Source organism: Agrobacterium sp. 5Ca39, assembly GCF_055382365.1.
This window is the reverse complement of the sequence record NZ_AP026436.1, coordinates 1,936,685-1,960,095: the sequence shown is the minus strand read 5'-3', so window position 1 is coordinate 1,960,095 and position 23,411 is coordinate 1,936,685. Positions and strand designations below refer to the sequence as shown.

Annotated in this window: 22 protein-coding genes; 13 read left to right on the top strand and 9 right to left on the bottom strand. The window is 59.9% G+C overall.

Going from position 1 to position 23,411, the window contains the following annotated elements:
- Nucleotides 1-373: 373 nt before the first annotated feature.
- Nucleotides 374-4,048: a response regulator gene (locus tag ACZ47E_RS09770; RefSeq protein WP_464016844.1), complete on the top strand. Its 3,675-nt coding sequence runs from the start codon at nt 374-376 to the stop codon at nt 4,046-4,048.
- Between the two features lie 11 nt (nt 4,049-4,059).
- Here ACZ47E_RS09770 and mnmC2 read toward each other — a convergent pair whose 3' ends face one another.
- Nucleotides 4,060-4,815: a tRNA (5-methylaminomethyl-2-thiouridine)(34)-methyltransferase MnmC2 gene (gene mnmC2 / locus ACZ47E_RS09765; protein WP_004443123.1), complete on the bottom strand. Its 756-nt coding sequence runs from the start codon at nt 4,813-4,815 to the stop codon at nt 4,060-4,062.
- Here mnmC2 and ACZ47E_RS09760 point away from each other — a divergent pair.
- The 9 genes from ACZ47E_RS09760 to ACZ47E_RS09720 all read left to right on the top strand — a co-directional run bounded on the left by ACZ47E_RS09760 (nt 4,814) and on the right by ACZ47E_RS09720 (nt 10,758).
- A complete protein-coding gene (locus ACZ47E_RS09760) occupies nt 4,814-6,028 on the top strand; it encodes an NAD(P)/FAD-dependent oxidoreductase (protein ID WP_278066951.1) in 1,215 nt (404 codons plus the stop codon). The two genes, mnmC2 and ACZ47E_RS09760, sit on opposite strands and share 2 nt — an antisense overlap.
- Nucleotides 6,029-6,124: 96 nt before the next feature.
- The gene (locus ACZ47E_RS09755) at nt 6,125-6,832 is read left to right on the top strand and encodes a DUF1045 domain-containing protein (RefSeq protein ID WP_004443119.1); all 708 of its coding nucleotides are present in this window, start codon (nt 6,125-6,127) and stop codon (nt 6,830-6,832) included.
- Nucleotides 6,833-7,032: 200 nt separating this feature from the next.
- Nucleotides 7,033-7,956: an allantoinase PuuE gene (gene puuE, locus ACZ47E_RS09750; protein WP_113381260.1), complete on the top strand. Its 924-nt coding sequence runs from the start codon at nt 7,033-7,035 to the stop codon at nt 7,954-7,956.
- Entirely contained in the window at nt 7,956-8,453 is a 498-nt protein-coding gene (gene uraD / locus ACZ47E_RS09745; protein WP_278066950.1) for a 2-oxo-4-hydroxy-4-carboxy-5-ureidoimidazoline decarboxylase, read from the top strand. Before puuE ends, uraD begins: the two co-directional genes overlap by 1 nt.
- A gap of 49 nt (nt 8,454-8,502) precedes the next feature.
- Complete coding sequence (locus ACZ47E_RS09740) at nt 8,503-8,793, top strand: nucleotidyltransferase family protein (protein WP_004443113.1); 291 nt, start codon at nt 8,503-8,505, stop codon at nt 8,791-8,793.
- Entirely contained in the window at nt 8,790-9,152 is a 363-nt protein-coding gene (locus ACZ47E_RS09735; RefSeq protein WP_035211918.1) for a HepT-like ribonuclease domain-containing protein, read from the top strand. Before ACZ47E_RS09740 ends, ACZ47E_RS09735 begins: the two co-directional genes overlap by 4 nt.
- A 3-nt stretch (nt 9,153-9,155) precedes the next feature.
- Entirely contained in the window at nt 9,156-9,656 is a 501-nt protein-coding gene (locus ACZ47E_RS09730) for an ureidoglycolate lyase (RefSeq protein WP_004443111.1), read from the top strand.
- Nucleotides 9,653-10,009, top strand: a complete 357-nt coding sequence (uraH, locus tag ACZ47E_RS09725; protein WP_037089711.1) for a hydroxyisourate hydrolase — start codon at nt 9,653-9,655, stop codon at nt 10,007-10,009. The genes ACZ47E_RS09730 and uraH overlap by 4 nt, the downstream gene beginning before the upstream one ends.
- Nucleotides 10,010-10,014: 5 nt before the next feature.
- Nucleotides 10,015-10,758, top strand: coding sequence for a metallophosphoesterase family protein (locus tag ACZ47E_RS09720; protein ID WP_112557358.1), 744 nt, complete (start codon nt 10,015-10,017; stop codon nt 10,756-10,758).
- 3 nt (nt 10,759-10,761) lie between these two features.
- On the opposite strand, the gene ACZ47E_RS09715 is transcribed toward ACZ47E_RS09720, so the two are convergent.
- Nucleotides 10,762-12,033: a D-alanyl-D-alanine carboxypeptidase gene (locus ACZ47E_RS09715; protein WP_278067475.1), complete on the bottom strand. Its 1,272-nt coding sequence runs from the start codon at nt 12,031-12,033 to the stop codon at nt 10,762-10,764.
- 189 nt (nt 12,034-12,222) lie between these two features.
- On the opposite strand from ACZ47E_RS09715, the gene ACZ47E_RS09710 reads away from it, so the two are divergent.
- Together ACZ47E_RS09710 and ACZ47E_RS09705 are read left to right on the top strand one after the other, a co-directional pair.
- Nucleotides 12,223-12,801, top strand: a complete 579-nt coding sequence (locus ACZ47E_RS09710) for a TetR/AcrR family transcriptional regulator (RefSeq protein ID WP_278066949.1) — start codon at nt 12,223-12,225, stop codon at nt 12,799-12,801.
- A 2-nt stretch (nt 12,802-12,803) separates the two neighbouring features.
- Nucleotides 12,804-13,148 (top strand): DMT family transporter, encoded by a 345-nt coding sequence (locus ACZ47E_RS09705; RefSeq protein WP_004443106.1) that lies wholly within the window; start codon nt 12,804-12,806, stop codon nt 13,146-13,148.
- A 203-nt stretch (nt 13,149-13,351) separates the two neighbouring features.
- On the opposite strand, the gene ACZ47E_RS09700 is transcribed toward ACZ47E_RS09705, so the two are convergent.
- The 4 genes from ACZ47E_RS09700 to puuD form a co-directional block, all read right to left on the bottom strand.
- Entirely contained in the window at nt 13,352-14,485 is a 1,134-nt protein-coding gene (locus ACZ47E_RS09700; protein ID WP_037089715.1) for an alpha-hydroxy acid oxidase, read from the bottom strand.
- An 80-nt stretch (nt 14,486-14,565) separates the two neighbouring features.
- Entirely contained in the window at nt 14,566-15,285 is a 720-nt protein-coding gene (locus ACZ47E_RS09695) for a sulfite exporter TauE/SafE family protein (protein WP_278067474.1), read from the bottom strand.
- Nucleotides 15,286-15,493: 208 nt separating this feature from the next.
- Nucleotides 15,494-16,804 carry a guanine deaminase gene (gene guaD, locus ACZ47E_RS09690; RefSeq protein ID WP_278066948.1) on the bottom strand — a complete coding sequence of 437 codons (1,311 nt, stop codon included), beginning with the start codon at nt 16,802-16,804 and terminating at the stop codon, nt 15,494-15,496.
- Entirely contained in the window at nt 16,801-18,063 is a 1,263-nt protein-coding gene (puuD, locus tag ACZ47E_RS09685) for a urate hydroxylase PuuD (RefSeq protein WP_278066947.1), read from the bottom strand. Before puuD ends, guaD begins: the two co-directional genes overlap by 4 nt.
- 473 nt (nt 18,064-18,536) lie before the next feature.
- On the opposite strand from puuD, the gene ACZ47E_RS09680 reads away from it, so the two are divergent.
- The gene (locus ACZ47E_RS09680; protein ID WP_006699610.1) at nt 18,537-18,875 is read left to right on the top strand and encodes a hypothetical protein; all 339 of its coding nucleotides are present in this window, start codon (nt 18,537-18,539) and stop codon (nt 18,873-18,875) included.
- On the opposite strand, the gene ACZ47E_RS09675 is transcribed toward ACZ47E_RS09680, so the two are convergent.
- The 3 genes from ACZ47E_RS09675 to xdhB all read right to left on the bottom strand — a co-directional run bounded on the left by ACZ47E_RS09675 (nt 18,872) and on the right by xdhB (nt 23,410).
- Complete coding sequence (locus tag ACZ47E_RS09675; RefSeq protein ID WP_112766635.1) at nt 18,872-19,780, bottom strand: LysR substrate-binding domain-containing protein; 909 nt, start codon at nt 19,778-19,780, stop codon at nt 18,872-18,874. The two genes, ACZ47E_RS09680 and ACZ47E_RS09675, sit on opposite strands and share 4 nt — an antisense overlap.
- Nucleotides 19,781-20,035: 255 nt before the next feature.
- The gene (gene xdhC, locus ACZ47E_RS09670; RefSeq protein ID WP_278066946.1) at nt 20,036-20,875 is read right to left on the bottom strand and encodes a xanthine dehydrogenase accessory protein XdhC; all 840 of its coding nucleotides are present in this window, start codon (nt 20,873-20,875) and stop codon (nt 20,036-20,038) included.
- Nucleotides 20,876-21,070: 195 nt separating this feature from the next.
- The gene (gene xdhB, locus ACZ47E_RS09665; RefSeq protein ID WP_278066945.1) at nt 21,071-23,410 is read right to left on the bottom strand and encodes a xanthine dehydrogenase molybdopterin binding subunit; all 2,340 of its coding nucleotides are present in this window, start codon (nt 23,408-23,410) and stop codon (nt 21,071-21,073) included.
- Between the last annotated feature and the right edge of the window lies 1 nt (nt 23,411).

Genomic DNA, 23,411 nt, shown 5'->3' with positions numbered 1-23,411 from the left:
GCACATGCCGTCTTCTGTATTCTCTGCGCTTTTCCTTCATGCGGGCCAAGTCTCTCTCGGACCAAGTCTTCTCAACATACGCTGCAGCTCACGCGGCTGCCGAAGGTGAAAGCTTGACCGGCATGTGGGCGTTTTACTCGCCAAAGTCAAGCGATAGTTTCATGACATGGCTGCCGGACGGCGCATGGCAGCCATGCGGAACGCTGCCGCCAGCTGGCCGAAGAGCTGGGCCGCAGCGAATAATTATGGTTAAAAAAGTGTATTGCCGGGCAGGGCGCATAGCAAAAACAGATTTTCTCACATAACGTTTTTGCGAAGTCATCTAGAAATATTTGATTCGACAAAAGTGAAACTGCACGCTGTGGAGTATCGATTGACCGAGGGCAGCGGGTTGCTGGAAAAGGCTTGCAGGGCTGTTGCTGCCCTGAACCTGCCCGCGTGCATCAAGGACAGCGAGCTGCGCTATCTCGTGGTCAACGCCGCCTACGCACGGTTGATGGGGCGTCCCCTCAGGGCGTTCGAAGGCCACACCAGCCTTTCCCTCTCGGCTGATATCCGTGATGCGGAGCGGGAGGACAGGGAGCGCCGTTCACTCGTTTTTGCGACGGACGAGATGATCGCCTGCCATGCCTCGGTTTCCTCCCTGCCATACACACTTCGCTGCGAGCGCTTCACCGATGATGACGGCAGCCTGTTCCTGTTCGAAACGGTGGAAGACATGCCCTTGGGCGTTCTGACGGGGACGGCGGATATCGGCGGGGCGTCGGACCTGCTGTTCAGTAGCGGCCTCATGGATTTCATCGATGCCGGCATCGTCGTCTACGATCCGGAAAACCGGCTGGTTTATTGCAATGCCCGTTTCGCGGAGTTCTATAGCGGTTTTGGCGTCGAGCTGAAGCCAGGCATCCGGCTCGAGGCGCTGATGGAGGCGCTCTATTTTTCGAGCGGATATCGTCGCGTCAAAGAAGACGACCCTGCGTTCGAAGGCTGGATGCGGGAGCAGTTGCGTGATTTTTCCCTGCCCTATCTCGAAAGGGTGGAGCAGTTCGCCGATGGCCGCTGGGTGCGCATGGTCAACAAGCGGCTGGAAAACGGCATGCTGGTTGGCCTGCGCATCGATGTGACCGAGTTCAAGGCGCACGAGACCCTTCTCAGCGCCCAGATCCGCGAGACCTGGTTGCTGCGCGCTGCCCTCGAACAATTGCCTGTGGGGGTTTTCCTGAGGGATCAGGACAGGCGGCTGACCTATGCCAATGCCGCCTATGGCGCATTTCTCGGCGGCAATCTCGCCGACTATATCGGCAAGACCGAATCCGAAATGTTCCCGCAGAATGGCTCCCAGTTCCAGCAGGAAAACGAACGGATCTTGCGGACCGGGGAGGCGCTCGAACGCACGGGAAACATGCCTCAGCGCAACGGACGGTCCATTCCCGTCATCACGCGGCTCGGCCGCGTTGCGACACCGGATGACGAATATTACCTCGTGGGCTCCGTCACCGATGTCAGCCTCCTGCAGGAGCGGGAAAAGGCGCTGATCGCCACACAGGCCGAAGCCGAGGCGCTGCATCGCCAGCTCGAAGCGGTACTTCACGCGCTGCCCGTGGGGGTGCTGCTTCTCAGCGCCGATCTCGTCATCGAATATGTCAATCCGTTCTTCTACCAGGTCTGGGGCGAAATCGGCGGCGAGAAATCACTTGTGGGCAAAGACTATCGCGAATTCATGAGGATGAATTTCGATAGCGGCCTTTATGATTATGGCGATCGGCCTTTCGACGAGGTCTATAGCGAGCGGGCGCAGCGGCTCCTGAAGGATGGGGCCTTTGCCCCCCGCGAGGTGCGCAGCAAAAGCGGCAAGGTGACCGTCATCTCCAAAACGCGCCTCGAAGGCGGAAAAATCCTCAGCACCTATGCCGATGTGACGGATGTGCGAATGCGCGACGCCGAAATCAGCAAGGCGAAGGCCGAGCTGGAGCGCGTCGGCGAATATATGCAGGGCGCGACGCGCGCCATGGCGCAGGGCCTGGTGCTGGTGGAGCAGGGCACGATCATCATGTCCAACGAGGCGATGGCGCGGATGTTCGACGTGCCTCCCGAGCTGCTGGAAAAGGATCGCGACTGGTCCGGCTTCTTTGCCCATTGTGCCGCGCGCGGAGATTTCGGCACGGCCGAGGAAGCGGCCGCGATGCTCAATGCCTGGAAAGACAACATTGCCGCCAACCGGCCGTTCTCCTGGCTAATCCATGTCGCCGGCAAGAGCTGGCTCAACCTGGAAGCCACCAACAGTTCCGGCAATTACTGGCTCGTGATCGTCACCGACGTGACCGAGATGAAGATGCGCGAAGGCGAATTGCAACGTCTGCTTTCGCGGGCGGAAGCGGCGGATCGCGCCAAATCGGAATTTCTGGCCAATATGAGCCATGAAATCCGCACGCCGATGAACGGCGTGCTTGGCATGGCGGAGCTTCTGGCCAAATCCAACCTCGATACGCGTCAGAAGACTTTCACCGACATCATCGTCAAGTCAGGCAATGCGCTTCTGACGATCATCAACGACATCCTCGATTTCTCCAAGATCGAAGCCGGGCAGATGAAACTGCGCAGCGTATCTTTCGATCCGGCGGAAGCCGTGGAGGACGTGGTTTCGCTCCTGTCCTCGGCGGCGCTGGAGAAGAATATAGAGCTGGTGGTGCGGATCGACCCGTCGGTTTTCGGCAAGGTCATCGGTGACGCCGGACGCTTCCGCCAGATTGTTACAAACCTCGTCGGGAATGCCGTCAAGTTCACCGAAACCGGTCATGTGCTGGTGGAGCTTTCTGCGCAGTCAGCGGAAGCTTCGGAGGCTATCCTGTCGCTGCGTGTCGAAGACAGCGGGATCGGTATTCCCTCCGACAAGCTGGAGACGATCTTCGACAAGTTCAGCCAGGTCGATAGTTCCGCCACGCGCCGTCACGAAGGAACCGGGCTCGGCCTGGCGATCACCGTCGGCCTTGTCGGACTGTTCAACGGCAAGATCGATGTCGTCAGCGAAGTGGGCAAGGGGTCGAGTTTCGAGGTCAACATCCCGTTTCAGATGACCGAAAGGCGGAGGGATGTCCCACCTCTTTCGGTGGCGATCGAAAATATCCGGGTGCTCGTCATCGATGACAACGATGTCAACCGGCGCATCCTGACGGAGCAGCTGCAAAGCTGGGGCATAGACGGCCATGCCGTCGAGGGTGGGCCCACGGGCATCGCCGTGCTGCAGGAGGCCGTAGCGGTGGGTCTTTCGATCGACGCCATCATTCTTGATTATCACATGCCTGTCATGAACGGCCTGGACGTCGTGGAGCGGATCAGGGCGGATCGCCGTTTCGACGACATCGCCATCATTTTCCTCACGTCCATGGATGTCGTGGGTGACGAGACGCTCTTTACCGATCTCAACGTGCAGGCCCATTTGATGAAGCCCGCGCGGGCGCGGCTGTTGCGCTCCACCCTGTTCGACGTGGTGCGCGACGTGCGGCTGAAACGCGCGCGGCCGGAAGCTTTCGCAGGTGCCTCGGACGGCGGTTCGTCCCGGCCGGAAGGTCCTGCTTCAGAAAAGAAGCGGCGGGCAGAGGTGCCGACAGTTTCCGTCCGGCTGCGGCCCAGCCTGATCGATGTGCTGGTGGCCGAGGACAATGACGTCAACCAGATTGTTTTCACGCAGATTTTGCAGCAGACGGGTCTGCGGTTCCTGATCGTCGGCAATGGGAAAAAGGCCGTTCAGGCGTGGGAGGAATATAATCCCGCGATCATCCTCATGGATGTCTCCATGCCTGTCATGAACGGGCATCAGGCAACGCAGGCGATCCGGACGGCCGAACTTGCGGCCGCCGAAGGCCGGCATGTGCCGATCATTGGCGTGACGGCCCATACGCAGGATGCTGACCGCGATCTATGCCTGCAGGCCGGCATGGACGATTATCTGTCGAAGCCCATCAGCCCCGAAATTCTCGAAGACAAGATCGCCCAGTGGCTGGGTGAAGATATTCCGCGCCGGGTATCTGATGACGCAACCGGTCGCTGATGTCGTTTTGGTCAAACCGGGGGCCTGGTGCCGCAGAGCATTTCCCGTTTTCCTGCGAAACCCTTGCGTCGTTCCACATCAAAACCGGCGGCGATGAGATTGCGGCGGACGAAGCCTGCGGCGGCATAGGTGGCGAAGGTGCCTGCCGGCGCCGTCCTGGCGAACAGTGCCTGCATGATCTCCAGCGACCACATGTCCGGGTTGCGCGCAGGTGCGAAACCATCCAGGAACCAGGCATCGAAGGTTTCGTGACTGTTGGAAATACCGGTGAGCGCCTCGCCGCAGACCACCGTCAGGCGTGTTTCACCATCGAGTTCAATCTCTACCTTCCCCTTCGGTTCGGCGGGCCAGAGGGCGGTGAGCGCCCTGCGTTCGGCGTCCACCTCCGGCCAGCGGGAAAGTGCCCGGCCGATCTCGTCCGCCTTCATCGGGTAGAGTTCGAAGGAGATGAAATGCAACGTGGAGCGGCCGTTGCGGAGCTCTTTCCATTGGCGCCATGTCTCGCACAGATTGAGCGCGGTGCCGAAGCCCAGTTCCCCGATGCGGAAGACGCCTTCGCGTTCCCGCCAGCGTTGCGGCAGGCCGTTTCCTGACAGGAAGACGTGGCCACATTCCAGCCTGCCATCCGTCTGGCAATAAAAATGGTCGTCAAAAGCCAGCGAATAGGGCATATCCCCGTCACGCCAGTCGAGTGCAGTGTGGGTTTCGCCGGTTGCCGAACCGGCCTGTGCGCCAGTCTCTCTGATAGTGTCGTTGGAATCTTTCATGGCTAAAGCCGATAATCCCGCTTTCGAACAGGGTCAATCACCAAGAACGCCTTTGCCTGCTTCCGTCCCTCTCCTCATCGTCGGGGGTGGTATCATGGGTCTATGGGCTGCGGTTAAGGCGGAACGGCTCGGCATCGATACGTTGCTGGTGGAGGCGGACCATCCCGGTGGCGGCGCGAGTGGCGGGCTGCTCGGCGCGCTGATGCCTCATATGCCGGACCGCTGGTCGGACAAGAAGCAGTTCCAGTTCGCCGCCCTCGTGGCGCTGGAAAAAGAGATCGCCGGGCTGGAGGCGGAAACGGGGCTTTCCGCCGGTTATCGCCGCTCTGGCCGGATCATCCCATTGCCGAAGCCGCATCTGCGTCCCATCGCCGAGCGGCATGAAAGGGATGCGCAGGAGAACTGGGTCTCGGGTGAGCGCCGGTTCCATTGGCATGTCGGTGACAGCCCAGCGGTTGCGGGCTGGGTGGATGACGCGGCTGGCGCAGCGGGTTTCGTGTTCGATACGCTGGCGGCGCGGGTGGCTCCGCGTGCAATGATTGCGCTTCTTTCGGCGTTTCTCGGCAAGGCGCGGCATGTGCGGTTGATCAAGGGCTGCCGCGTTCTTTCGCTTGACGCGGAGACAGGCCGGGCGGCGCTGTCTTCGGGTGACGAGGTCGTGTTCGGCCACGCCGTGATCGCCAATGGGCATCGATCCTTTCCCCTGATCCGGGACGCACTGGGCCTCGACACCGGGCTGGTGCTCGGGCAGCCGGTGAAGGGGCAGGCGGCGCTGCTCGACGCGGCGGTCGATCCGGCCATGCCGGTGGTGTTCCTGAACGGTCTTTACATCGTGCCGCACGAAGACGGAACGGTCGCCATCGGCAGTACCAGCGAAGATTGTTTTTCCGACCCATTCGATACGGATGAGAAGCTGGAAAAACTGCTTGCGGATGCGGCCGCGATTGTCCCCTGGCTTGGCGGGGCGCCGGTTCTCGAACGCTGGGCCGGGCTGCGGCCGAAGGCTGCGGGCAGAGACCCCATGGTGGGAACGGTTGCCGGTCACCCGAAGCTTGTGGCATTGACGGGCGGCTTCAAGGTGAGCTTCGGTCTTGCCCATTCTCTTGCCGATACCGCGCTACAGGCCGTTTGCGGAAAGGCACCGGACGTGCCGCGGAGTTTCCAGCTTCAAGAACACGTGAACATAGCCATGGCGGGCATCGGAAAGTTCTGACCAGACCGCTTACGTCGTTAATCTGTCACGCAAATCACTTATTTGCTGGCCTGCAACGAGGCAGGTTTGTCCGCTTTTGCGGCGAGGTGACAGCGCATGCGATACGCCATTCATTTCACGCCTTCCCCCAATGACCCCCTGACGCAGGTAGCCGCTGCGTGGCTGGGGCGCGATGCCTATTCCGGTCAGGCGGTTGAGCCGCCCGGTATGATCGATCTTGGCATGCAGGAGATTTCCTATCACACGGCCCTGCCGCGCCGGTATGGTTTCCATGGCACCATCAAGGCTCCTTTCCGCCTTGCCGAGGGTCAGTCCGAAGCGGCGCTCCTGCGCGACCTGATGTATTTTTCCGGCAGGCAGGAACCCTTTCCGTTGCCGCAACTTGTGGTGGCGAGGCATGACAATGTCTTCAGCCTCGTCCCCGAACGGCCCTGTGAAGTGCTGCATTTTTTCGCGGCCCGCGTCGTGCAGGAATTCGACCGTTACCGGGCGCCTCTCACAGAGGCGGAGATCGAGCGTGCCGATCCGGACCGGCTGTCGGCCTCGCAGCTCACCAATCTGCACCGCTGGGGCAGCCCGCATGTGATGGACGAGTTCCGGTTCCAGATGTCGTTGACCGGCGGTGTGGAACCCGCCAGCAGCCAGAGGATCGAGCGGGCCGTGCGCAAGGTGTTCGAGCCGCTGCTGTCCCGGTCCCTGCAATTTTCCAGCCTTGCGCTCTTCATCGAAGATGAGCCGGGAGCGCCTTTCCGGGTGCACTCGCTTCATCCCATGGGCCGCGTTTCCGCCCGCAAGATTGCCTGACTCGCGCGTCATCATAATCGTATACAAAAAAGCTTCGGAATGTCGGCAAAATTGATCTCGACATTCCGTATGCGAATGCTACCGTTCGACATCGCATATTCGAAGTGCGCTGCGTCATCCGTCTGGATCAGGCATCTTCGAAGTTCTGTTTGTGTCTCCGAAATCGGTTGCCGATTGGGAGAGATGGTCTGGGTGGCTGAATGATTTCCGAAAACTACTCCCGCAATCTGGTGGGCTATGGCCGCAATGTTCCCGATCCGAAATGGCCGGGCGGTGCGCACATTGCCGTGCAATTCGTCATCAATTACGAAGAGGGCGGCGAGAGTTGCATTCTCGACAATGACAAGGCGTCGGAATCGCTGCTGTCGGAAATCGTCGGCGCCCAGCCCTGGCCTGGCCAGCGCAACCTGAACATGGAATCGATCTATGAATATGGCTCGCGCGCCGGCTTCTGGCGGCTGTGGCGCATGTTCACCGGGCTTGGCGTCACCACCACCGTTTACGGCGTGACCGCAGCCATGGCCCGCAACCCGGAAGCGGTTGCGGCGATGAAGGAAGCGGGTTGGGAAATCGCCAGCCACGGATACCGCTGGCTGGAATACAAGGATTTTTCCGAGGAGGAAGAGCGTAAGCACATCGTCGAAGCGGTCCGTCTGCACACGGAGGTCACCGGCGAACGTCCCTATGGCATGTATCAGGGCAAGCCCTCGGACAATACGCTGCGGCTTGTCATGGAGGAGGGTGGTTTTCTCTATTCGTCGGACTCCTATGCCGACGATCTGCCCTATTGGGTGAAGGGTGTGAAGGATGAGCCTTTCCTGATCATTCCCTACACGCTTGAGACCAACGACATGCGGTTTGCCACGCCGCAGGGCTTCAATTCCGGCGACCAGTTCTTCACCTATCTGAAGGACGCTTTCGACGTGCTTTATCAGGAAGGTATCGAAGGTGCGCCGAAGATGATGAGTGTCGGCCTGCATTGTCGTCTTGTCGGCCGTCCGGGTCGCGCAGCGGCACTTCGCCGCTTCATCGAATATGTGCTTGGCCACGAAAAGGTGTGGATCCCGCAGCGCATCGAGATCGCCCGTCACTGGCATGAGCATCACAAGCCGGAGGCGCTTTGATGCTGAGGCGTGAGGACTTCGTTACCCGTTTTGGCGGCGTGTTCGAACATTCGCCATTCATTGCCGAGCGGGCCTATGACGCTGGTGGGGCCGGCCTGGAACTGACGGCGAAGGCGGTTCATGCCGCGCTTAGCGCGCAGTTTCGCGCGGCTTCCGAGGCGGAAAGGCTTGGCGTTTTGCGGGCGCATCCCGATCTTGCCGGGAAGCTGGCAATTGCCGGCGAGTTGACGGCAGACAGCCGCAACGAACAGGCCGGTGCCGGGCTCGATAGGCTTACCCCGGAAGAGCACGCCCGTTTTACCGAATTGAACAGCGCCTATACCGATAAATTCGGTTTTCCTTTCATCATCGCGGTCAAGGGGCTGAACAGGCACGATATACTCTCGGCCTTCGAGACACGCATAGGTAACGGCGCAGCCGAAGAATTCGCGACCGCCACGGCGCAGGTTGAAAAGATCGCCTGGCTTCGTCTTTGCGCAATGCTGCCGGAGGGATGATTGGCGCGTTGCGACCATTCTGCTAGAATCGCGCCGTTTGGAGATGACGATGAGACCTTCCGAGGTGCTGGAAAAGAACAGGGAAGCGATCCGCGAAGCGACGAAACGCTTCAATGCGGCAAATCCCCGCGTGTTCGGCTCCGTCGCCCGCGGCGAGGACAGGCCGGACAGCGATCTCGACATTCTGGTGGACGCGCTGCCGGGTACGACGCTGTTTGATCTCGGCGGTTTGCTGGAGGAACTGAAGACGATGCTTGGTGTCGAGGTCGATGTCGTCACCTCGGGCGGCTTGCATTCGGATATTCGGGCGCGCGTTCTGAAGGAAGCCAAAGCGGTATGAGTACAGATCGGCTTCTGCTCTATCTGAAAGAGATCGATGTTGCTGCTTCCAGGATACGGGATTTCATTCAGGATATGGATGAGGCCGCTTTTTCTTCCGACACGCGCACGCAGATGGCGGTGATGATGGGTCTTGCCCTGATTGGCGCGGCGGTCGCCAAGCTCGACAGGCACTACCCAGCGTTTTTACAGCAGCACCCGGAAATCCCCTGGATCAAGATGAAGGGTATGCGCAATCTGATCGTGCATGATTACTTCCGAGCAGAACTCTCGGTCGTCTGGAAAACGATAACGCAGAGTATTCCGGATTTGCAGGCGCGCCTCTCCCTTCTCCGAAACTGGCATGCCCAAGGTGAATGACATTTGACTGATTTTCTCAACATACAACCTCTTACCAAGGAGGCGTTTGCGTCCTTCGGCGACGTGATCGAAACAACACCTTCTTCCATGCGGTACATCAATGGCGGCCAGACGGAGCGGCATCATGCGCTCGCAGCGCCGGAGGCGGCAGGCGAGGGGGCACGTGTGATCCTCAATATCTTCCGCGGGCAGCCGCGCGCCTTTCCGCATGAAATCGAGATGATGGAGCGGCATCCGCTCGGCAGCCAGAGTTTTTCGCCGCTTTCCGGCCGGCCCTTCCTCGTCGTCGTTGCCGAAGACGATGGCGGCCGCCCGGGGCGGCCGCGGGTGTTTCTGGCGCGGGGCGATCAGGGCGTGAATTACCGCCGCAATGTCTGGCACTATCCGCTGATGCCGTTGCAGGCGGTTTCGGATTTTCTGGTTGCCGACCGTGACGGGCCGGGCAACAATCTGGAAGAGTATTTTTTCGACAGGCCCTATGTAATCGCGGAGCCCAGCCTATGACCGGTCTGACAACCCATGTTCTCGACGCCGCGCACGGCACGCCTGCCGAGGGGCTGGTGATCGATCTCTACCGGCTCTCCGGTGATCGCCGTGACAAGCTGAAGACGGTGCAGACAAATGGCGACGGCCGTGTCGATGGCGGGCCGCTGCTCGTTGGCGACAGTTTCAGGGCCGGTGAGTATGAGCTGGTTTTCCATGCCGGCGATTATCTGCGAGGAAAGGGTGTCGTGCTTCCGAAGCCGGCCTTCCTCGATATTATCCCGATCCGTTTCGGCATTGCCGACGAGAGCGGTCATTACCATGTGCCCTTGCTGCTCTCGCCTTATAGCTATTCCACCTATCGAGGAAGCTGACACCGATGATCTTTGCCGCCATTGCCGATATTCACGGAAACTGCGCCGCGCTGGAGGCGGTGCTTGAGGATATCGCCAGGCTCGGTATCGAGGACATTGTCAATCTCGGCGATTGTTTCAGCGGTCCGCTGGAGGCCGGTTTTACCGGCGACGTGCTGGTCGGCAACTGGATTCCCAGCATCCGCGGCAATCACGACCGGGAACTGATCGAGCGTGCGCCGGAGGAGATGGGGAGCTGGGAAAGGCCCGCCCATGCGCAGCTGAGCACTGCGCACCGGGACTGGTTGCAAACTCTTCCGTTCAGCATGGTGTTCAAGGACGTCGCTTATTGCTGTCATGGTTCGCCCCGTGACGATCTGGAATATTGGCTGGAAACGCTGTCGCCTGAAGGTGTCCTGAAATTGCGGCCTCTGGCCGAAATCGAATCCATGGCTGAGGGTATCACGCAGCCGCTGATGCTTTGCGGCCATACCCATATCCCACGCGCCGTGCAGCTTTCAGATGGCCGGCTGATCGTCAATCCGGGCAGCGTCGGCTGTCCTGGGTGGAGGGACGATACGCCTTTCGATCACCACGTTGAGGCCGGTCACCCGCTTGCCACCTATGCAGTTCTCGAAGAAACCGCACGCGGCTGGCAGGTCTATTTCCGCAATATCCGTTACGACAACCTGGCCATGTCCGAAATGGCTCGGGTCAACGGTATTCCTTATCTGGCCGATGCGTTGGAAAACGGCTGGCTGAAGCGCTAGGGATCACCCCTCACTGGTCATCACCACACATGCATAAGAGCGTGCCTTCAGCGCCTTGCAGGCGGAGACTGCTGAGGACTGGTCTTCGAAGCCGGTGAAGCGGGCTCTGTAGAGCGTCGCCGATCCGCTCTGCACGGCTTCAGTGTAGGGGGCGATGCCGGAATAGTTGCCGATATTGGAGCGCGCATTGGCGAGCAGCGAGCGGGCGGCGGCTTCGCTGTCGGTGGCGGCGATCTGCACCTCCCACCGGCTGCGCTGGCCGGAAGGGGCCGCGGCGGGAGCAGGCCGCGGGATGGCCGAGACCTGCATCATGTCCGCCACATCGGCGTTTGCGGTGGCAATCTGCATGGCAACCGGATCTGCCCGGCGCTCGGCGAACATCGGCAGCGGCACGGCAGCCGGCGGCACGGCGGCGGCAACATCGAAGGTGCGGCTGACATTGGCACTGGCGACGAGCTGTTCGGTGTTGCGGCCTCTCGATGCCTGCGGCACGGCCTTGTCGAGAAGTGCAGCCATCTGGGCATCGCGGCTGCGCGCGGTCTTGCCGCCCAGCACGACGCCGACGACGCGGCGGCCATTGTGATTGACTGCACTGACGAGATTGAAGCCGGAGGCGTTGGTATAGCCGGTCTTGATGCCGTCCATCCCCTGATAACGATACATCAGATTGTTGTGGCCACGGATGCGCTTTCCACGAAAATTGAAGGATTGCGTGGCGAAGAGGTTGTATTCTTTGGGAAAATCCCGTTGCAAGGCAAGACCGAGCTTCGCCATGTCGCGTGCCGTCGTCACCTGAGACTTGTTGGGCAGGCCGGACGCGTTGCGGAAGACCGTTTTGGTCATGCCGAGTTGGCGGGCCTTGCGGGTCATCATTTCGGCGAACCGTGCCTCGGAGCCGCCGAGGTGATCGCCCATACCTTCGGCCATGTCATTGGCGGATTTGACGATCATGCCGTAGACGGCTTCTCGCACGGTGAAGGTCTGGCCCTGACGCACATAGAGCTTCGAGGGGATGACCGATGCCCCATTCTTGGACATGGTTATCTTCTGGTCCCAGCGAAGTTTGCCGGCATGCAGCGCCTCAAAGGTCAGGTAAAGCGTCATCATCTTGGTGAGCGAGGCGGGGTGGTTCAGCACATCGGCATTGCGGGCGGCCAGAACCTTGCCGGTATTGGCGTCCATGATGAAATGGGCATAGCCCGCCTGCGCCGGCGACGCATGGAGCGAGAGGATCGCGCAAAAGAAGGCGAGTGCAAAAATCCAGGCACCCGCCATTCCCCGTTTGATCATTCCCGACATAGTTCACCCCTTTTGTTTGATCGCCGCGCTGGGCAAAGTTTTACTGACACTTTCCGGCAACAAAACCGCTAAAACTTTAGAGATCGCTTTCATGCTTAATTAAGTATGAATTTCAACCCGACAGCTGCCCTCACAATTTCCTTGAAAAGAAACCAACCATCCGGTATGTTTTCCGACATGACGAACGCTCATGAACGCAAGAAGCAGCCTGAGGTGGTGCGCCGCAATCTACTCGATTGCGCGGCGAAACTTGCTGCTGAACAAGGGGTTGCAGCACTTTCCGTGCAGGCGGTGGCGGATGCGGCGGGAGTGACCAAGGGCGGGCTGTTTCACCATTTTCCTTCCAAGCAGGTGCTGCTCGAAGCCGTCATGACTGACCTTCTGGCGGCGCTGGACAACGAGATCGATGCGCTCATCTCACAGGATCGTGAAGCTTTTGGAAGCTTCACGCGGGCCTATGTAAACGCGGTTTTCTCTGATCGGGGCAGGGATTCGGGTCGGCAATGGGCAGCGATCTCCGTTTCGATGGTCGGCGAACCGTCGCTTCGACGCATGTGGAACAGTTGGATCGAGGGTCGTCTTGTCCGTCATAAAGAAACGGATGACGGGGTGGTACTGGAGATGGTGCGGCTGGCTGCCGACGGCATCTGGTTTGCCGATCTGCTGGCCGACGACGGCAAAGCGGGTGGCGACAGGGCGGCTCTGAGGGCCCGGATGATCGCCCAGACGAAGAAGGATACGTGACGATGAATACCGCGGTCTTCACTTATGGCGCGCTTGTCGCAGCCATTGTCTGCGAGGTAATCGCCACCTCCTTCCTGCAGCAATCGCAGCAGTTCACCAGGCTGGTGCCGACAGTGCTGATGGCGTTGTTTTACGGTGCAGCCTTTTATCTTCTGTCGTTCACGCTGCGGGCGCTGCCGGTCGGCGTGGCCTACGCGATCTGGAGCGGGCTTGGCATCGTGCTGATTTCCGGCATCGGATATTTCGTGTTCCGCCAGACGCTGGATATTGCCGCCGTCATCGGCCTCGGCTTCATCATCACCGGCGTGGTGATCGTGAACGTGTTTTCGAAAACGGTCGGGCATTGAGGGGCTGGGTGGTGTAGCGCGAAGGCTATACCGACCGCCGTGATCCCGGGCTTGAGTCGGGATCCGGCGCGATCAAGTCTTTGATCGCGAGAGACTCTTTCGCGGCGCAGACGCGCCGCGGCTGGATGCCGGATCTAGTCCGGCATGACCGTAGAGAGGTCTGCGAGCTGCGGTTGTCACGCCGGAAGTTCTGCCTTCTGACATCACGCCAGAATGCTGCGATCCACATCGGTAATCAGCCGCTTGCCGCAGAGCGCCATGCTGACATCCATTTCCTTGCGGATGATCTCGAGCGCCGTCGTCACGCCCTGCTTGCCATCCGCACCGAGGCCATAGAGAAAGGGCCGGCCGATATAGGTGCCCTTTGCGCCAAGCGCCACGGCCTTCAGCACATCCTGACCGGAGCGGATGCCGCCATCCATGTGCACCTCGACCCTGCCGCCAACGGCATCGACGATTTTCGGCAGCATGGCGATGGAGGAGTGCGCGCCGTCGAGCTGGCGGCCGCCATGGTTGGAGACGATGATGGCATCGGCGCCGGTATCGAGTGAAGCGCGGGCGTCTTCCTCGTCAAGAATGCCCTTGAGGATAAGTTTGCCGCCCCAGCGTTCCTTGATCCATTCAACGTCTTTCCAGGACAAACGCGGATCGAACTGCTCGGCCGTCCAGGAAGAGAGCGACGAGAGGTCGGAGACGTTCTTGGCGTGGCCGACGATGTTACCGAAGCTGCGGCGCTTGGTCCGCGTCATGTCCAGGCACCATTTGGGCCGGGTCGCCATCTGCCAGATATGTTTCGGGGTGAATTTCGGCGGGGCCGAGAGGCCGTTGCGCAGATCCTTGTGCCGCTGACCAAGGATCTGCAGGTCGAGCGTCAGCACCAGCGCCGAGCACCCGGCGGCCTTGGCGCGGTCAATGAGGTTGTTGACGAAGTCGCGGTCCTTCATCACATAAAGCTGGAACCAGAAGGGTTTCGAAGTGACGGAGGCCACATCCTCGATGGAGCAGATGCTCATGGTGGAGAGCGTGAAAGGCACGCCGAATTCCTCCGCCGCCTTGGCAGCCAGCATTTCGCCATCGGCATGCTGCATGCCCGTAAGGCCCGTAGGGGAAAGCGCTACCGGCATCGAAACCTTCTCGCCGACCATTTCGGTGGCGAGCGATCGGTCGGTCATATCCACCAGCACTCGCTGGCGCAGCTTTATCTTGGCAAAATCATCCTCATTGGCGCGGTAGGTGCTTTCCGTCCAGGCGCCGCTATCGGCGTAGTCGAAAAACATCTTTGGCACACGGCGCTGCGCCTGGTTTTTCAGGTCAGCTATGGTCAGGATTTTGCCCATGGATAAAGCCTTCACATTTGAATGATGGCTTCACTTAACATGAATAGCACGGTTGCGACATCGAAATCGTCGTTCTTGTTTCACCAAAAAGCGCGCAGGGATAGTTCGCAGCCAAGCACGAGCAGGCAGATGAGGAACCAGCGCCGAAATGTCGCCGGGCTAACGATATGGCGGATTTTCTGGCCAAGCCACATGCCGAGAAGCGCTGGCAGGACGGCGAGTGCGGAAAGCGACAGATGCTCGACATGAAAAGCATTCTGAGAAGCGAGACCGGCGGCAAGTGCAAGGGTGGAAATGGTGAAGGAAAGGCCGAGTGCCTGCACCAGATCGTCTCGGCTAAAACCCAGCGATTGGATATAGGGCACAGCGGGTACGACGAAAATTCCGGTGCCGCCGGTAAGAAGGCCCGTCACCAGCCCCATGATGGGGGAGAGTTTTGGTTCCAGCCTTGCCGGTATTGAGATCGGTCTGGCAAGCAGGCTGTAGGCTGCGTAAACCGCGAGGCACAGGCCGAGCGCTGAGGTGGTCCAGACGCCGGTGCCCGCCGTCATCAACCGGATGCCGATGATGGTGCCGAGGGTGATAGCGATCATCATCGGCCACAGCCGCTTCACGATGGCCCGGAAATCAGGCCCGGCCAGCAATTGCCAGATATTGGTGATGAAGGAGGGCAGGATGAGCAGGCCGGCGGCGATGACCGGGGGCATGAAGAGGCCGAGCACGCCCATCGCAACAGTCGGCAGCCCCATGCCGGTCACGCCCTTGACGATGCCGGCAACGATAAATGTCGTGAGGATCATCAGCAGGGTGGTTGTGTCTAGGTTCGGCACCGGGCACTCCAGAGGTCATTCGCATTTCGTCCGAAATGGCGTCAGGCAATCATGTGGAGCGAGCGAGTGCCACTTGTCTCTTCTTCCCGGCGGGGAGAAGAAAGAGGCGGCACACGCTCGATCCAATATGTGACGGATGTAAACGAGTTAGCAGCTTTATGTTTCGGCCGCAGCCGAACTATGCCAGCACGCTCTTCATCGGCTGGCCGGCCACATAGGTCTCTACCACTGTGCGGTCGTCGCCCATGGTCAGCATCAGGAACAGTTCTTCGGTGAGGTTTTTCACCACTTCCATCTTCAGGGCCATGGCTGACGTCGAGGAGGCGTTCAGCACCGTGATGTCGGCATCCGTGCCGGCCTCCAACGTGCCGATGCGGTCGACCATGGAGAGCGCTTCGGCATTGCCGCGGGTCATCAGATACCAGCTTTCCAGCGGGTTGAGACGTTCGCCCAGCAATTGCTGGATTTTGTAGGCCTCGTCCATGGTGCGCAGCATGGAATAGCTCGATCCGCCGCCGATATCGGTGGCAACCGCGATACGAACAGGCTTTTCGCGCCTTTGCAGCTTTTTCATCGGGAAGAGGCCGGAGCCGATGAAGAGGTTCGATGTGGGGCAATGCACTGCCACCGCGCCGGTTTCCGACAGCACATCCGCCTCGCGATCGGACAAATGAATGGCATGGCCGAGAAGGGTCTTTTTGCCCATCAGGCCGTAACGCACATAGATGTCGGTGTAGTCGGTCGCTTCAGGGTAAAGCTCGCAGGTATATTTGATCTCGTCGAGATTTTCGGACAGATGCGTCTGGATGAAAAGATCGGGAAACTCCTGCGCCAGCGCCTGTGCGGCTTCCATCTGTTTCGGCGTGGAAGTGATGGCGAAGCGCGGGGTGATGGCGACGTGGTTGCGGCCCTTGCCGTGCCAGTCAGCGATGACCTGGCGTGTCTCGTCATAAGAGGTTTCCGGCGTGTCCAGCAGGCCCTGCGGGGCATTGCGGTCCATCATCACCTTGCCGCCGACCATCAGCATGTTGCGCTTCATGGCTTCCGCGAAGAAGGCGTCGGCGGAGGTCTTGTGCACGGAGCAATAGGCGGCGGCCGTTGTCGTGCCGTGGCGCAGGAGCTCGTCGTAGAAGTGCGTGGCGATGCGTTGAGCATGCGCGGTTTCAACGAAGCGGCATTCTTCCGGGAAGGTATAGGTGTTCAGCCATTCCAGCAGGTTGGCGGCATAGGAGCCGATGACCTGCATCTGCGGGAAATGCAGGTGCATGTCGATGAGGCCCGGCACGATAAGGTGCGGGCGGTGGTCCTTTTCCTCGACGTCTTCGGGTGCTGTCTTACGGATATCGGCGTATTCGCCGATGGCGGCGATCTTGCCGTTTTCGAGAAGCAGGCCGCCATCTTCAATATAGAGATAGCTTTGCGTATCGTCGATTGCGAGCGGCGCGCGGCGGAAGCTCAGCAGGCGGCCACGCAGCAGAACCAGGCTCATTCAGTCTTTCCTTCGGCTTTTCCAGCCCCGGAAACCGCACTTTCATACCATGCGGTCAGCGCCTTGCGCTCATCCGGGGTGATGGCGGTGATGTTGCCGGGAGGCATGGCATGGCTGCGCCCGGCTTGCAAATAGATTTCACGCGCATGGGCGGCGATCTGTTCGTCGGTTTCGAGCTTCACCGATTTCGGTGTGAACGGCACGCCTTCCCACGCCGGCTCGGCGGCATGGCACATGGAACAGCGACCCTGAACGACGTCACGGGCCTTGGTAAAATGGGCATCGCTGACGAATTGCTGCTGCATGGGTGAGAGGGTGGCGGCCTTATGCTCCTCTTCGCCGGTCAGCACTTTCGGCACGGTGGAAAGCCACATGATGACGATGAAGATGAGGGCGGTCGCAAGCCAGGTCCATGTCGGCTTGCCCTTGCGGGCATGGGTGGTGTTGAACCAGTGGCGGATGGTAACGCCCATCAGGAACACCAGCGCTGCGATGATCCAGTTAAACTGCGTGGCAAAGGCGAGCGGATAATGGTTCGACAGCATGAAGAAGATGACGGGCAGCGTCAGGTAGTTGTTGTGCAGCGAGCGCTGTTTGGCGATGCGGCCATATTTCGGGTCCGGCGTTCGCCCGGCGATCAGGTCTGCGACGACGATCTTCTGGTTGGGGATGATGATGAAAAAGACGTTCGCCGACATGATGGTGGCGGTAAACGCACCCAGATGCAGGAAGGCGGCGCGACCTGTGAAGACCTGCGTGTAACCCCAGGCCATCGCCACCAGCGCGACATAAAGCACGATCATTAGGCCCCAGGTATTGTTGCCGAGCGGCGATTTGCAGAGGAAATCATAAAATAGCCAGCCGATGGCGAGCGATGCCAGCGACAGGGCGATGGCCTGGAACTGGGTGAGATCAAGCACGGAATGGTCGATGAGGAACAGGTCCGCGCCGCCATAATAAACGATGCAGAGCATGGCGAAACCGGAAAGCCAGGTGACGTAGCTTTCCCATTTGAACCATGTCAGGTGTTCGGGCATCTGGGCAGGCGCGACCAGATATTTCTGGATGTGGTAAAAACCGCCGCCATGCACCTGCCACTCCTCGCCATAAGCCCCCGGCGGCAGATGCGCCCGTTTGACCAGCCCGAGATCGAGCGCGATGAAATAGAAGGACGAGCCGATCCAGGCGATGGCGGTGATGACGTGGAGCCAGCGGACGGCAAAGGCCATCCATTCCCACGCAATGGCGTATTCGTACATGCGGTTCCCCTGATCCTTGTGCAGCGCACCTTGCGAGAAATTTGACCTTTAGGGAAGGGAAAAGCAGAGACCTGGCAGAGATTGTTCACAATGCAAAGCGGTTGTGTCTGCAATCCTGGGCCGGTCCGTTCCGGCTGGGCGATCAAGCCCTCGAAAGCTGGAAACGGTCTATCCTGTCGTTGAGTTTGTGCTTAGCTGGCTAAGGCGACTCAGCTATGATCCTGTGTGCAGCCTGCTGATGTGTTAGAATATCAGGCTGTGGACTCTCGCGCCGATGCGCAGGGCTCCCATGACATGTTTCGCTGGCGGTTTTTCCGAAAGCGGGCGCTGCGAACCCTGGGCGGAGCAGATCAGGGGGCAGGTGTCGCAGTTCCCGGTGCCATTGTGTCCGGGTGTGAGTGATATGAGATTTTAAGTTAAGGGACGCAATGATCTTCCGGCTGCCGCCGTTGTTTTCAACGGAGACCGTGCCGATGCGCCTTGTTCTGACGGTTCTTTTTCTGCTTTTTGCATTCAGCGCCACCGCGCTTGCCCATGAATCCCACAAGGGATTCAAATATGAAAGCTACTGCTGTAACGGCGATGCCGAAACTGGCGACTGCCAGATGATCCCGACGCGCAGCGTTCGGGTGACGTCTGATGGTTACGAGGTCTCGCTTGCGCCCGGTGATCACCGCATGGTCACGCGACGTCACGTTTTCAACTGGTCCCAGAGTCAGGCGCGTCGATCCGAAGACGGGGAATATCACCTCTGTCTGTTCCCGGATGAGGATACGCCGCGGTGTTTTTATGCACCTGATATGGGGTACTAAGTTGGCTGGCGCGGGCGACATTCTTCGATCCGCTTCAATATCCAGTCGCGAAACAGCTTGATCTTGCGGATGTTCCGGCGGTTTTCGGGATAAACCAGCCAGTAGTTCTTGCCCTCGGTGCTGAGATGCTCGAAGGGTTGAAAAAGGCGGCCGAGCGCAATCTCATCGGCATAAAGTTCCGGGGTGAGCATGGCCACGCCCTGGCTGGCGATCGCCGCAGCAGCTTCGAAGGCCTGCACATTGAGGCGGCTGCGTGGATAACGGTCGAGGCCCGGATTTTCGATGCCGACCTCCTTGAACCACTGGCTCCACCAGATGTCACCGGGGTCGATGATGCGCAGGCGCAGCAGATCTTCCGGGCGGTGCAATCCGCCGATGCTGTCGGCAAGGTCAGGGTGCAGCATTGGGGTAAAAACGCCGCGCAGCAATTCATGATAGACCAGCCCTTTACCATTATCGCTGCTCCAGCGAATAGCGACATCGCAGTCCGACTGGCTGAAATCGATCAATGTCCCAGACGTTTCCAGACGGACGGCGATGGAGGGATGCTCGAGCTGGAAAGCGCCCAGATGCCGCGAGAGCCAGCGTGAGGCAAAGGTGGCAGTGGAATGGATCGTCAGCGTCGTGTCTGATGTATCGCGCACATTATCGACCGCCTCCCGCAAATTATTGAAGGCTTCTGCGACTTTCGGCGCAAGCTTTTGCCCGGCCTCGGTCAGGGAAACCTGCCGCGCCTTTCTGACAAAAAGCGGCTCGCCAATATTCTCCTCCAGCAGTTTCACCTGATAGCTGACCGCCGTCTGCGTCATGCCCAGCTCTTCGCCAGCCTTGGTGAAACTCAGATGTCTGGCCGCGGCATCAAATACACGCAGGGCATTCAGCGGAAACTGGCGCGACATTTTCATGGATAAGCTCTCTTTATGCGTCCGTTCAAAGGTTTCATTGGTTTCCGTCAGGAAATCAAGGCATTTTCAATCCGACAGATAAACTGAACTTCTGAAAATCGACTATGGAGACGAACATGCGCACGGCAATCTTGCGCGCGTGGTCCCGCCTGCGCGCGGGTCTGCGAAGAGCGGAAAATTTCGCCTATCAAAGCTTTCGCCCCGACAATCTGGCAGACGACAGCCTGCCGGATGCGTTGAAACGCGATCTTGGCCTTAAAGATGGGCGGACTGGTTTTTGTGGCGATGCCCGGTTTCGGTGGCAAAAAGCGCTTGAAGCAACTCGGCTGCCACAAGGGCCGCTATGACGGCGGGACGCTTGTCTCTGACACTGCTACCGCCGATGGGCAGGACGAGTTTTGCAAGGCGGGAAGGCGGCTCGCCCTCCCGCTCTAGCCAGTGCGCGAAGGTAGCGCGTTTGGTCTTCGAGCCGATCATGCCGACATAGGCGAGATCGTTGCGGGCGAGCGCCTCCTTCGCGATCATGAAATCGAGTGCATGATCGTGGGTAACGATGACCGCGGCCCCATTTGCCGGGATTTTCCGAACGAATGCTTCCGGCATGGGGGTGAGTATGGACGCCGCTGCAGACGGAAGATCGCGCAGCTCGTTTTCGCGTGTTTCGATCACGGTCAGGGTCAGGGGCAACAGCGACAGGGCCTCAGCCAGCGCCTTGCCCACGTGGCCGGCACCAAAAATGAAAACGGCGGGCTGCTGTTCGGCTTCGCCCTTCAGCTTTGCCTCAAGCGCGGCGGCAATATCCGCCGTGACCAGCCGAAAGCGCAGGAGCGTGCGCCCGCCGCAGCATTGGCCGATTTCGGGGCCGAGCGGTATATCCATGCGGTCTTCGGCAACACCGCTGCGCAGCATGGCGCGGGCATGGTCTATGGCCATATATTCGAACTGGCCGCCGCCGATGGTTTCCCAGATTGCCTTCTGGCTGACCAGCATGAAGGTGCCGGCCTCGCGCGGTGACGAGCCTTTCACGGCTTCGATTTCCACGAGGATTGTGGAGGTGTAGCGGGCGAGGAAAGTGGAGAGGGAGGCGTCAGGCATTGGGGCTGGCCCCCTCATCCGGCGCTGCGCGCCACCTTCTCCCCGGCGGGGAGAAGAAACTTCTGGCAAGCTTCATGCTACGATCGCAGCCGTTTTGAATTGCCTCGACAGCGCGGCATCTTTCTTCTCCCCGACGGGGAGAAGGCGGCCCGAAGGGACGGATGAGGGGGCTCGGCCGCATGGGTACGTCCTCCCTCAAATCTTCTTCAACCGTTCCACCGCCATCAGCACCCGCTCCGGCGTCGCTGGCGCGTCGAGCCGCGGGCAGACCTTGTAATCGGCGACGGAAGCGACGGCCATGGAGAGGGCTTCGAGAACCGAGATGGCCAGCATGAAGGGTGGTTCGCCCACGGCCTTGGAGCGGCCAATGGTGGGTTCGGCATTTTCCGACCATTCCGCCAGCCTGACGTTGAAGCTCTTCGGCCGGTCGGAGGCGAGCGGGATCTTGTAGGTGGAAGGCGCGTGGGTGCGCAGCCGCCCCTTGCCGTCCCACCACAATTCCTCCGTGGTCAGCCAGCCCATGCCCTGCACGAAGGCGCCCTCGATCTGGCCGATATCGATGGCCGGGTTGAGCGACTTGCCGACATCGTGGAGGATATCGGTACGTTCCATCAGGTATTCACCGGTCAGCGTGTCGATCGATACTTCCGAGCACGCCGCGCCATAGGCGAAATAATAAAACGGCGTGCCACGGCCGGCGGCGCGATCCCAGTGGATTTTCGGCGTCTTATAAAAACCGGCGGCGGAAAGCTGCACGCGGGCGAAATAGGCCTTTTTGATGAAGTCGTTGAAGGCGATTTCCTCAAGGCCGATGCGGACCCGGTTCGGCAGGAAGACGACTTCCTCTTCCGGCACGTTCCAGTTCTCGGCGGCGAATTTGATCAGCCGATCGCGGATCTGGCGTGCGGCGTCATAGGCGGCCATGCCGTTAAGGTCGGTGCCTGACGAGGCGGCGGTGGCTGACGTGTTCGGCACCTTGCCTGTGGTGGTGGCGGTGATTTTCACCCTGTTGATATCCACCTGGAAGGCATCGGCCACGACCTGCGCCACCTTGGTGTAAAGGCCCTGGCCCATTTCGGTGCCGCCATGGTTCAGATGGATGGAGCCGTCATTATAGATATGCACCAGCGCTCCGGCCTGGTTGAAGGCGGTCATGGTGAAGGAGATGCCGAATTTGACAGGGGTGAGCGCAATGCCCTTGCGGATGACCGGGCTGGTTTTGTTGAATTCGATGATCGCCTCGCGTCGTCCGCGATAGTCGCTTGACGTCTCCAGCTCCTCGACAACGCGGGCGATGATGTTGTCCTCGACTTCCTGATGATAGGGCGTCGTGGTGCGGCCGGAACCGGTCTCGCCGTAGAAATTCAGCTTGCGGATATCGAGCGGGTCCTTGCCGACGGCATAGGCGATTTCTTCGATAAATCGTTCCGCGCCGAGCATGCCCTGCGGGCCGCCGAAACCGCGAAAGGCGGTATTGGAGACGGTGTGGGTTTTGAGCGGCCGCGAGGTGAGGTGCACATGCGGATAGAAATAGCTGGAATCCGCATGGAACAGCGCGCGGTCCGTGACCGGGCCGGATAGATCGGAGGAAAAACCGCAGCGGGCGGCATAGGTGGCATCGACGGCGTGGATGCGGCCCTCGTCATCGAAGCCCAGCTCGTAATCGACGCGGAAATCGTGGCGTTTGCCTGTTGCCGTCATGTCCTCGTCGCGGTCCGGCCGGATTTTCACGGCCCGGTTCAGCTTCTTGGCGGCGATGGCGCAGAGCGCGGCGAACTGGTTGCCCTGCGTTTCTTTGCCGCCGAAGCCGCCGCCCATGCGGCGCACCTGCACGGTAACGGCATTGGATGGCACCTGCAGGATGTGGCTGACGATGTGCTGGATTTCGCTCGGATGCTGGGTGGAGCTCCACACCGTCACATCATCGTCTTCGCCCGGCACCGCCATGGCGATGTGGCCCTCGAGGTAAAAATGTTCCTGTCCGCCGATCCGCATCGTGCCCGTGAGGCGGCGTGGCGCGACATCCATTTCCAGCTTCGCATCGCCACGCTTCAGCGTCATCGGATCGATGACGAGCGCGCCGCCATTTTCAATCGCTGTATCGATGTCGGTGAAATGCGGCAGATCCTTATAGGTGATCTTTGCTTTCCGGGCGGCCTTGCGAGCAATATCGCGCGTCTCGGCGAAGACCGCGAAGATCGGCTGGCCGTGGAATTCGACCTTGGTTTCGGCAAGCAGCGGCTCGTCGTGACGGCCGCCGGAGGAAATGTCATTTTCGCCGGGCACGTCCTTACCGGTCATCACCCAGAGAACGCCCGGTGTGGCTTCGACCTCGGAGAGGTCTATCGACACAATTTCCGCGTGGGCACGGTCCGCCATGCCCAGCGCGCCGTGGAGGAGGCCCGCGGGTTCGGGAATATCGTCGATATATTCGGCGCTGCCCGTCACGTGCTTGTGGGCGGAATCGTGCCGGAGCGAGGTGTGCATCGGGCCGTCGATTTCGGTCTTGGTCTTGTCGAAGCTTGTGGTGTCCATG

Bases quoted from the DNA above. Each gene is read 5' to 3' on its own strand.
- ACZ47E_RS09760 (WP_278066951.1), top strand. From the start codon at position 4,814: ATGGCTAAAGCCGATAATCCCGCTTTCGAACAGGGTCAATCACCAAGA.
- mnmC2 (WP_004443123.1), bottom strand. From the start codon at position 4,815: ATGAAAGATTCCAACGACACTATCAGAGAGACTGGCGCACAGGCCGGT.
- ACZ47E_RS09755 (WP_004443119.1), top strand. From the start codon at position 6,125: ATGCGATACGCCATTCATTTCACGCCTTCCCCCAATGACCCCCTGACG.
- puuE (WP_113381260.1), top strand. From the start codon at position 7,033: ATGATTTCCGAAAACTACTCCCGCAATCTGGTGGGCTATGGCCGCAAT.
- uraD (WP_278066950.1), top strand. From the start codon at position 7,956: ATGCTGAGGCGTGAGGACTTCGTTACCCGTTTTGGCGGCGTGTTCGAA.
- ACZ47E_RS09740 (WP_004443113.1), top strand. From the start codon at position 8,503: ATGAGACCTTCCGAGGTGCTGGAAAAGAACAGGGAAGCGATCCGCGAA.
- ACZ47E_RS09735 (WP_035211918.1), top strand. From the start codon at position 8,790: ATGAGTACAGATCGGCTTCTGCTCTATCTGAAAGAGATCGATGTTGCT.
- uraH (WP_037089711.1), top strand. From the start codon at position 9,653: ATGACCGGTCTGACAACCCATGTTCTCGACGCCGCGCACGGCACGCCT.
- ACZ47E_RS09720 (WP_112557358.1), top strand. From the start codon at position 10,015: ATGATCTTTGCCGCCATTGCCGATATTCACGGAAACTGCGCCGCGCTG.
- ACZ47E_RS09715 (WP_278067475.1), bottom strand. From the start codon at position 12,033: ATGGCGGGTGCCTGGATTTTTGCACTCGCCTTCTTTTGCGCGATCCTC.
- ACZ47E_RS09710 (WP_278066949.1), top strand. From the start codon at position 12,223: ATGTTTTCCGACATGACGAACGCTCATGAACGCAAGAAGCAGCCTGAG.
- ACZ47E_RS09705 (WP_004443106.1), top strand. From the start codon at position 12,804: ATGAATACCGCGGTCTTCACTTATGGCGCGCTTGTCGCAGCCATTGTC.
- ACZ47E_RS09700 (WP_037089715.1), bottom strand. From the start codon at position 14,485: ATGGGCAAAATCCTGACCATAGCTGACCTGAAAAACCAGGCGCAGCGC.
- ACZ47E_RS09695 (WP_278067474.1), bottom strand. From the start codon at position 15,285: ATGATCCTCACGACATTTATCGTTGCCGGCATCGTCAAGGGCGTGACC.
- guaD (WP_278066948.1), bottom strand. From the start codon at position 16,804: ATGAGCCTGGTTCTGCTGCGTGGCCGCCTGCTGAGCTTCCGCCGCGCG.
- puuD (WP_278066947.1), bottom strand. From the start codon at position 18,063: ATGTACGAATACGCCATTGCGTGGGAATGGATGGCCTTTGCCGTCCGC.
- ACZ47E_RS09680 (WP_006699610.1), top strand. From the start codon at position 18,537: ATGCGCCTTGTTCTGACGGTTCTTTTTCTGCTTTTTGCATTCAGCGCC.
- ACZ47E_RS09675 (WP_112766635.1), bottom strand. From the start codon at position 19,780: ATGAAAATGTCGCGCCAGTTTCCGCTGAATGCCCTGCGTGTATTTGAT.
- xdhC (WP_278066946.1), bottom strand. From the start codon at position 20,875: ATGCCTGACGCCTCCCTCTCCACTTTCCTCGCCCGCTACACCTCCACA.
- xdhB (WP_278066945.1), bottom strand. From the start codon at position 23,410: ATGGACACCACAAGCTTCGACAAGACCAAGACCGAAATCGACGGCCCG.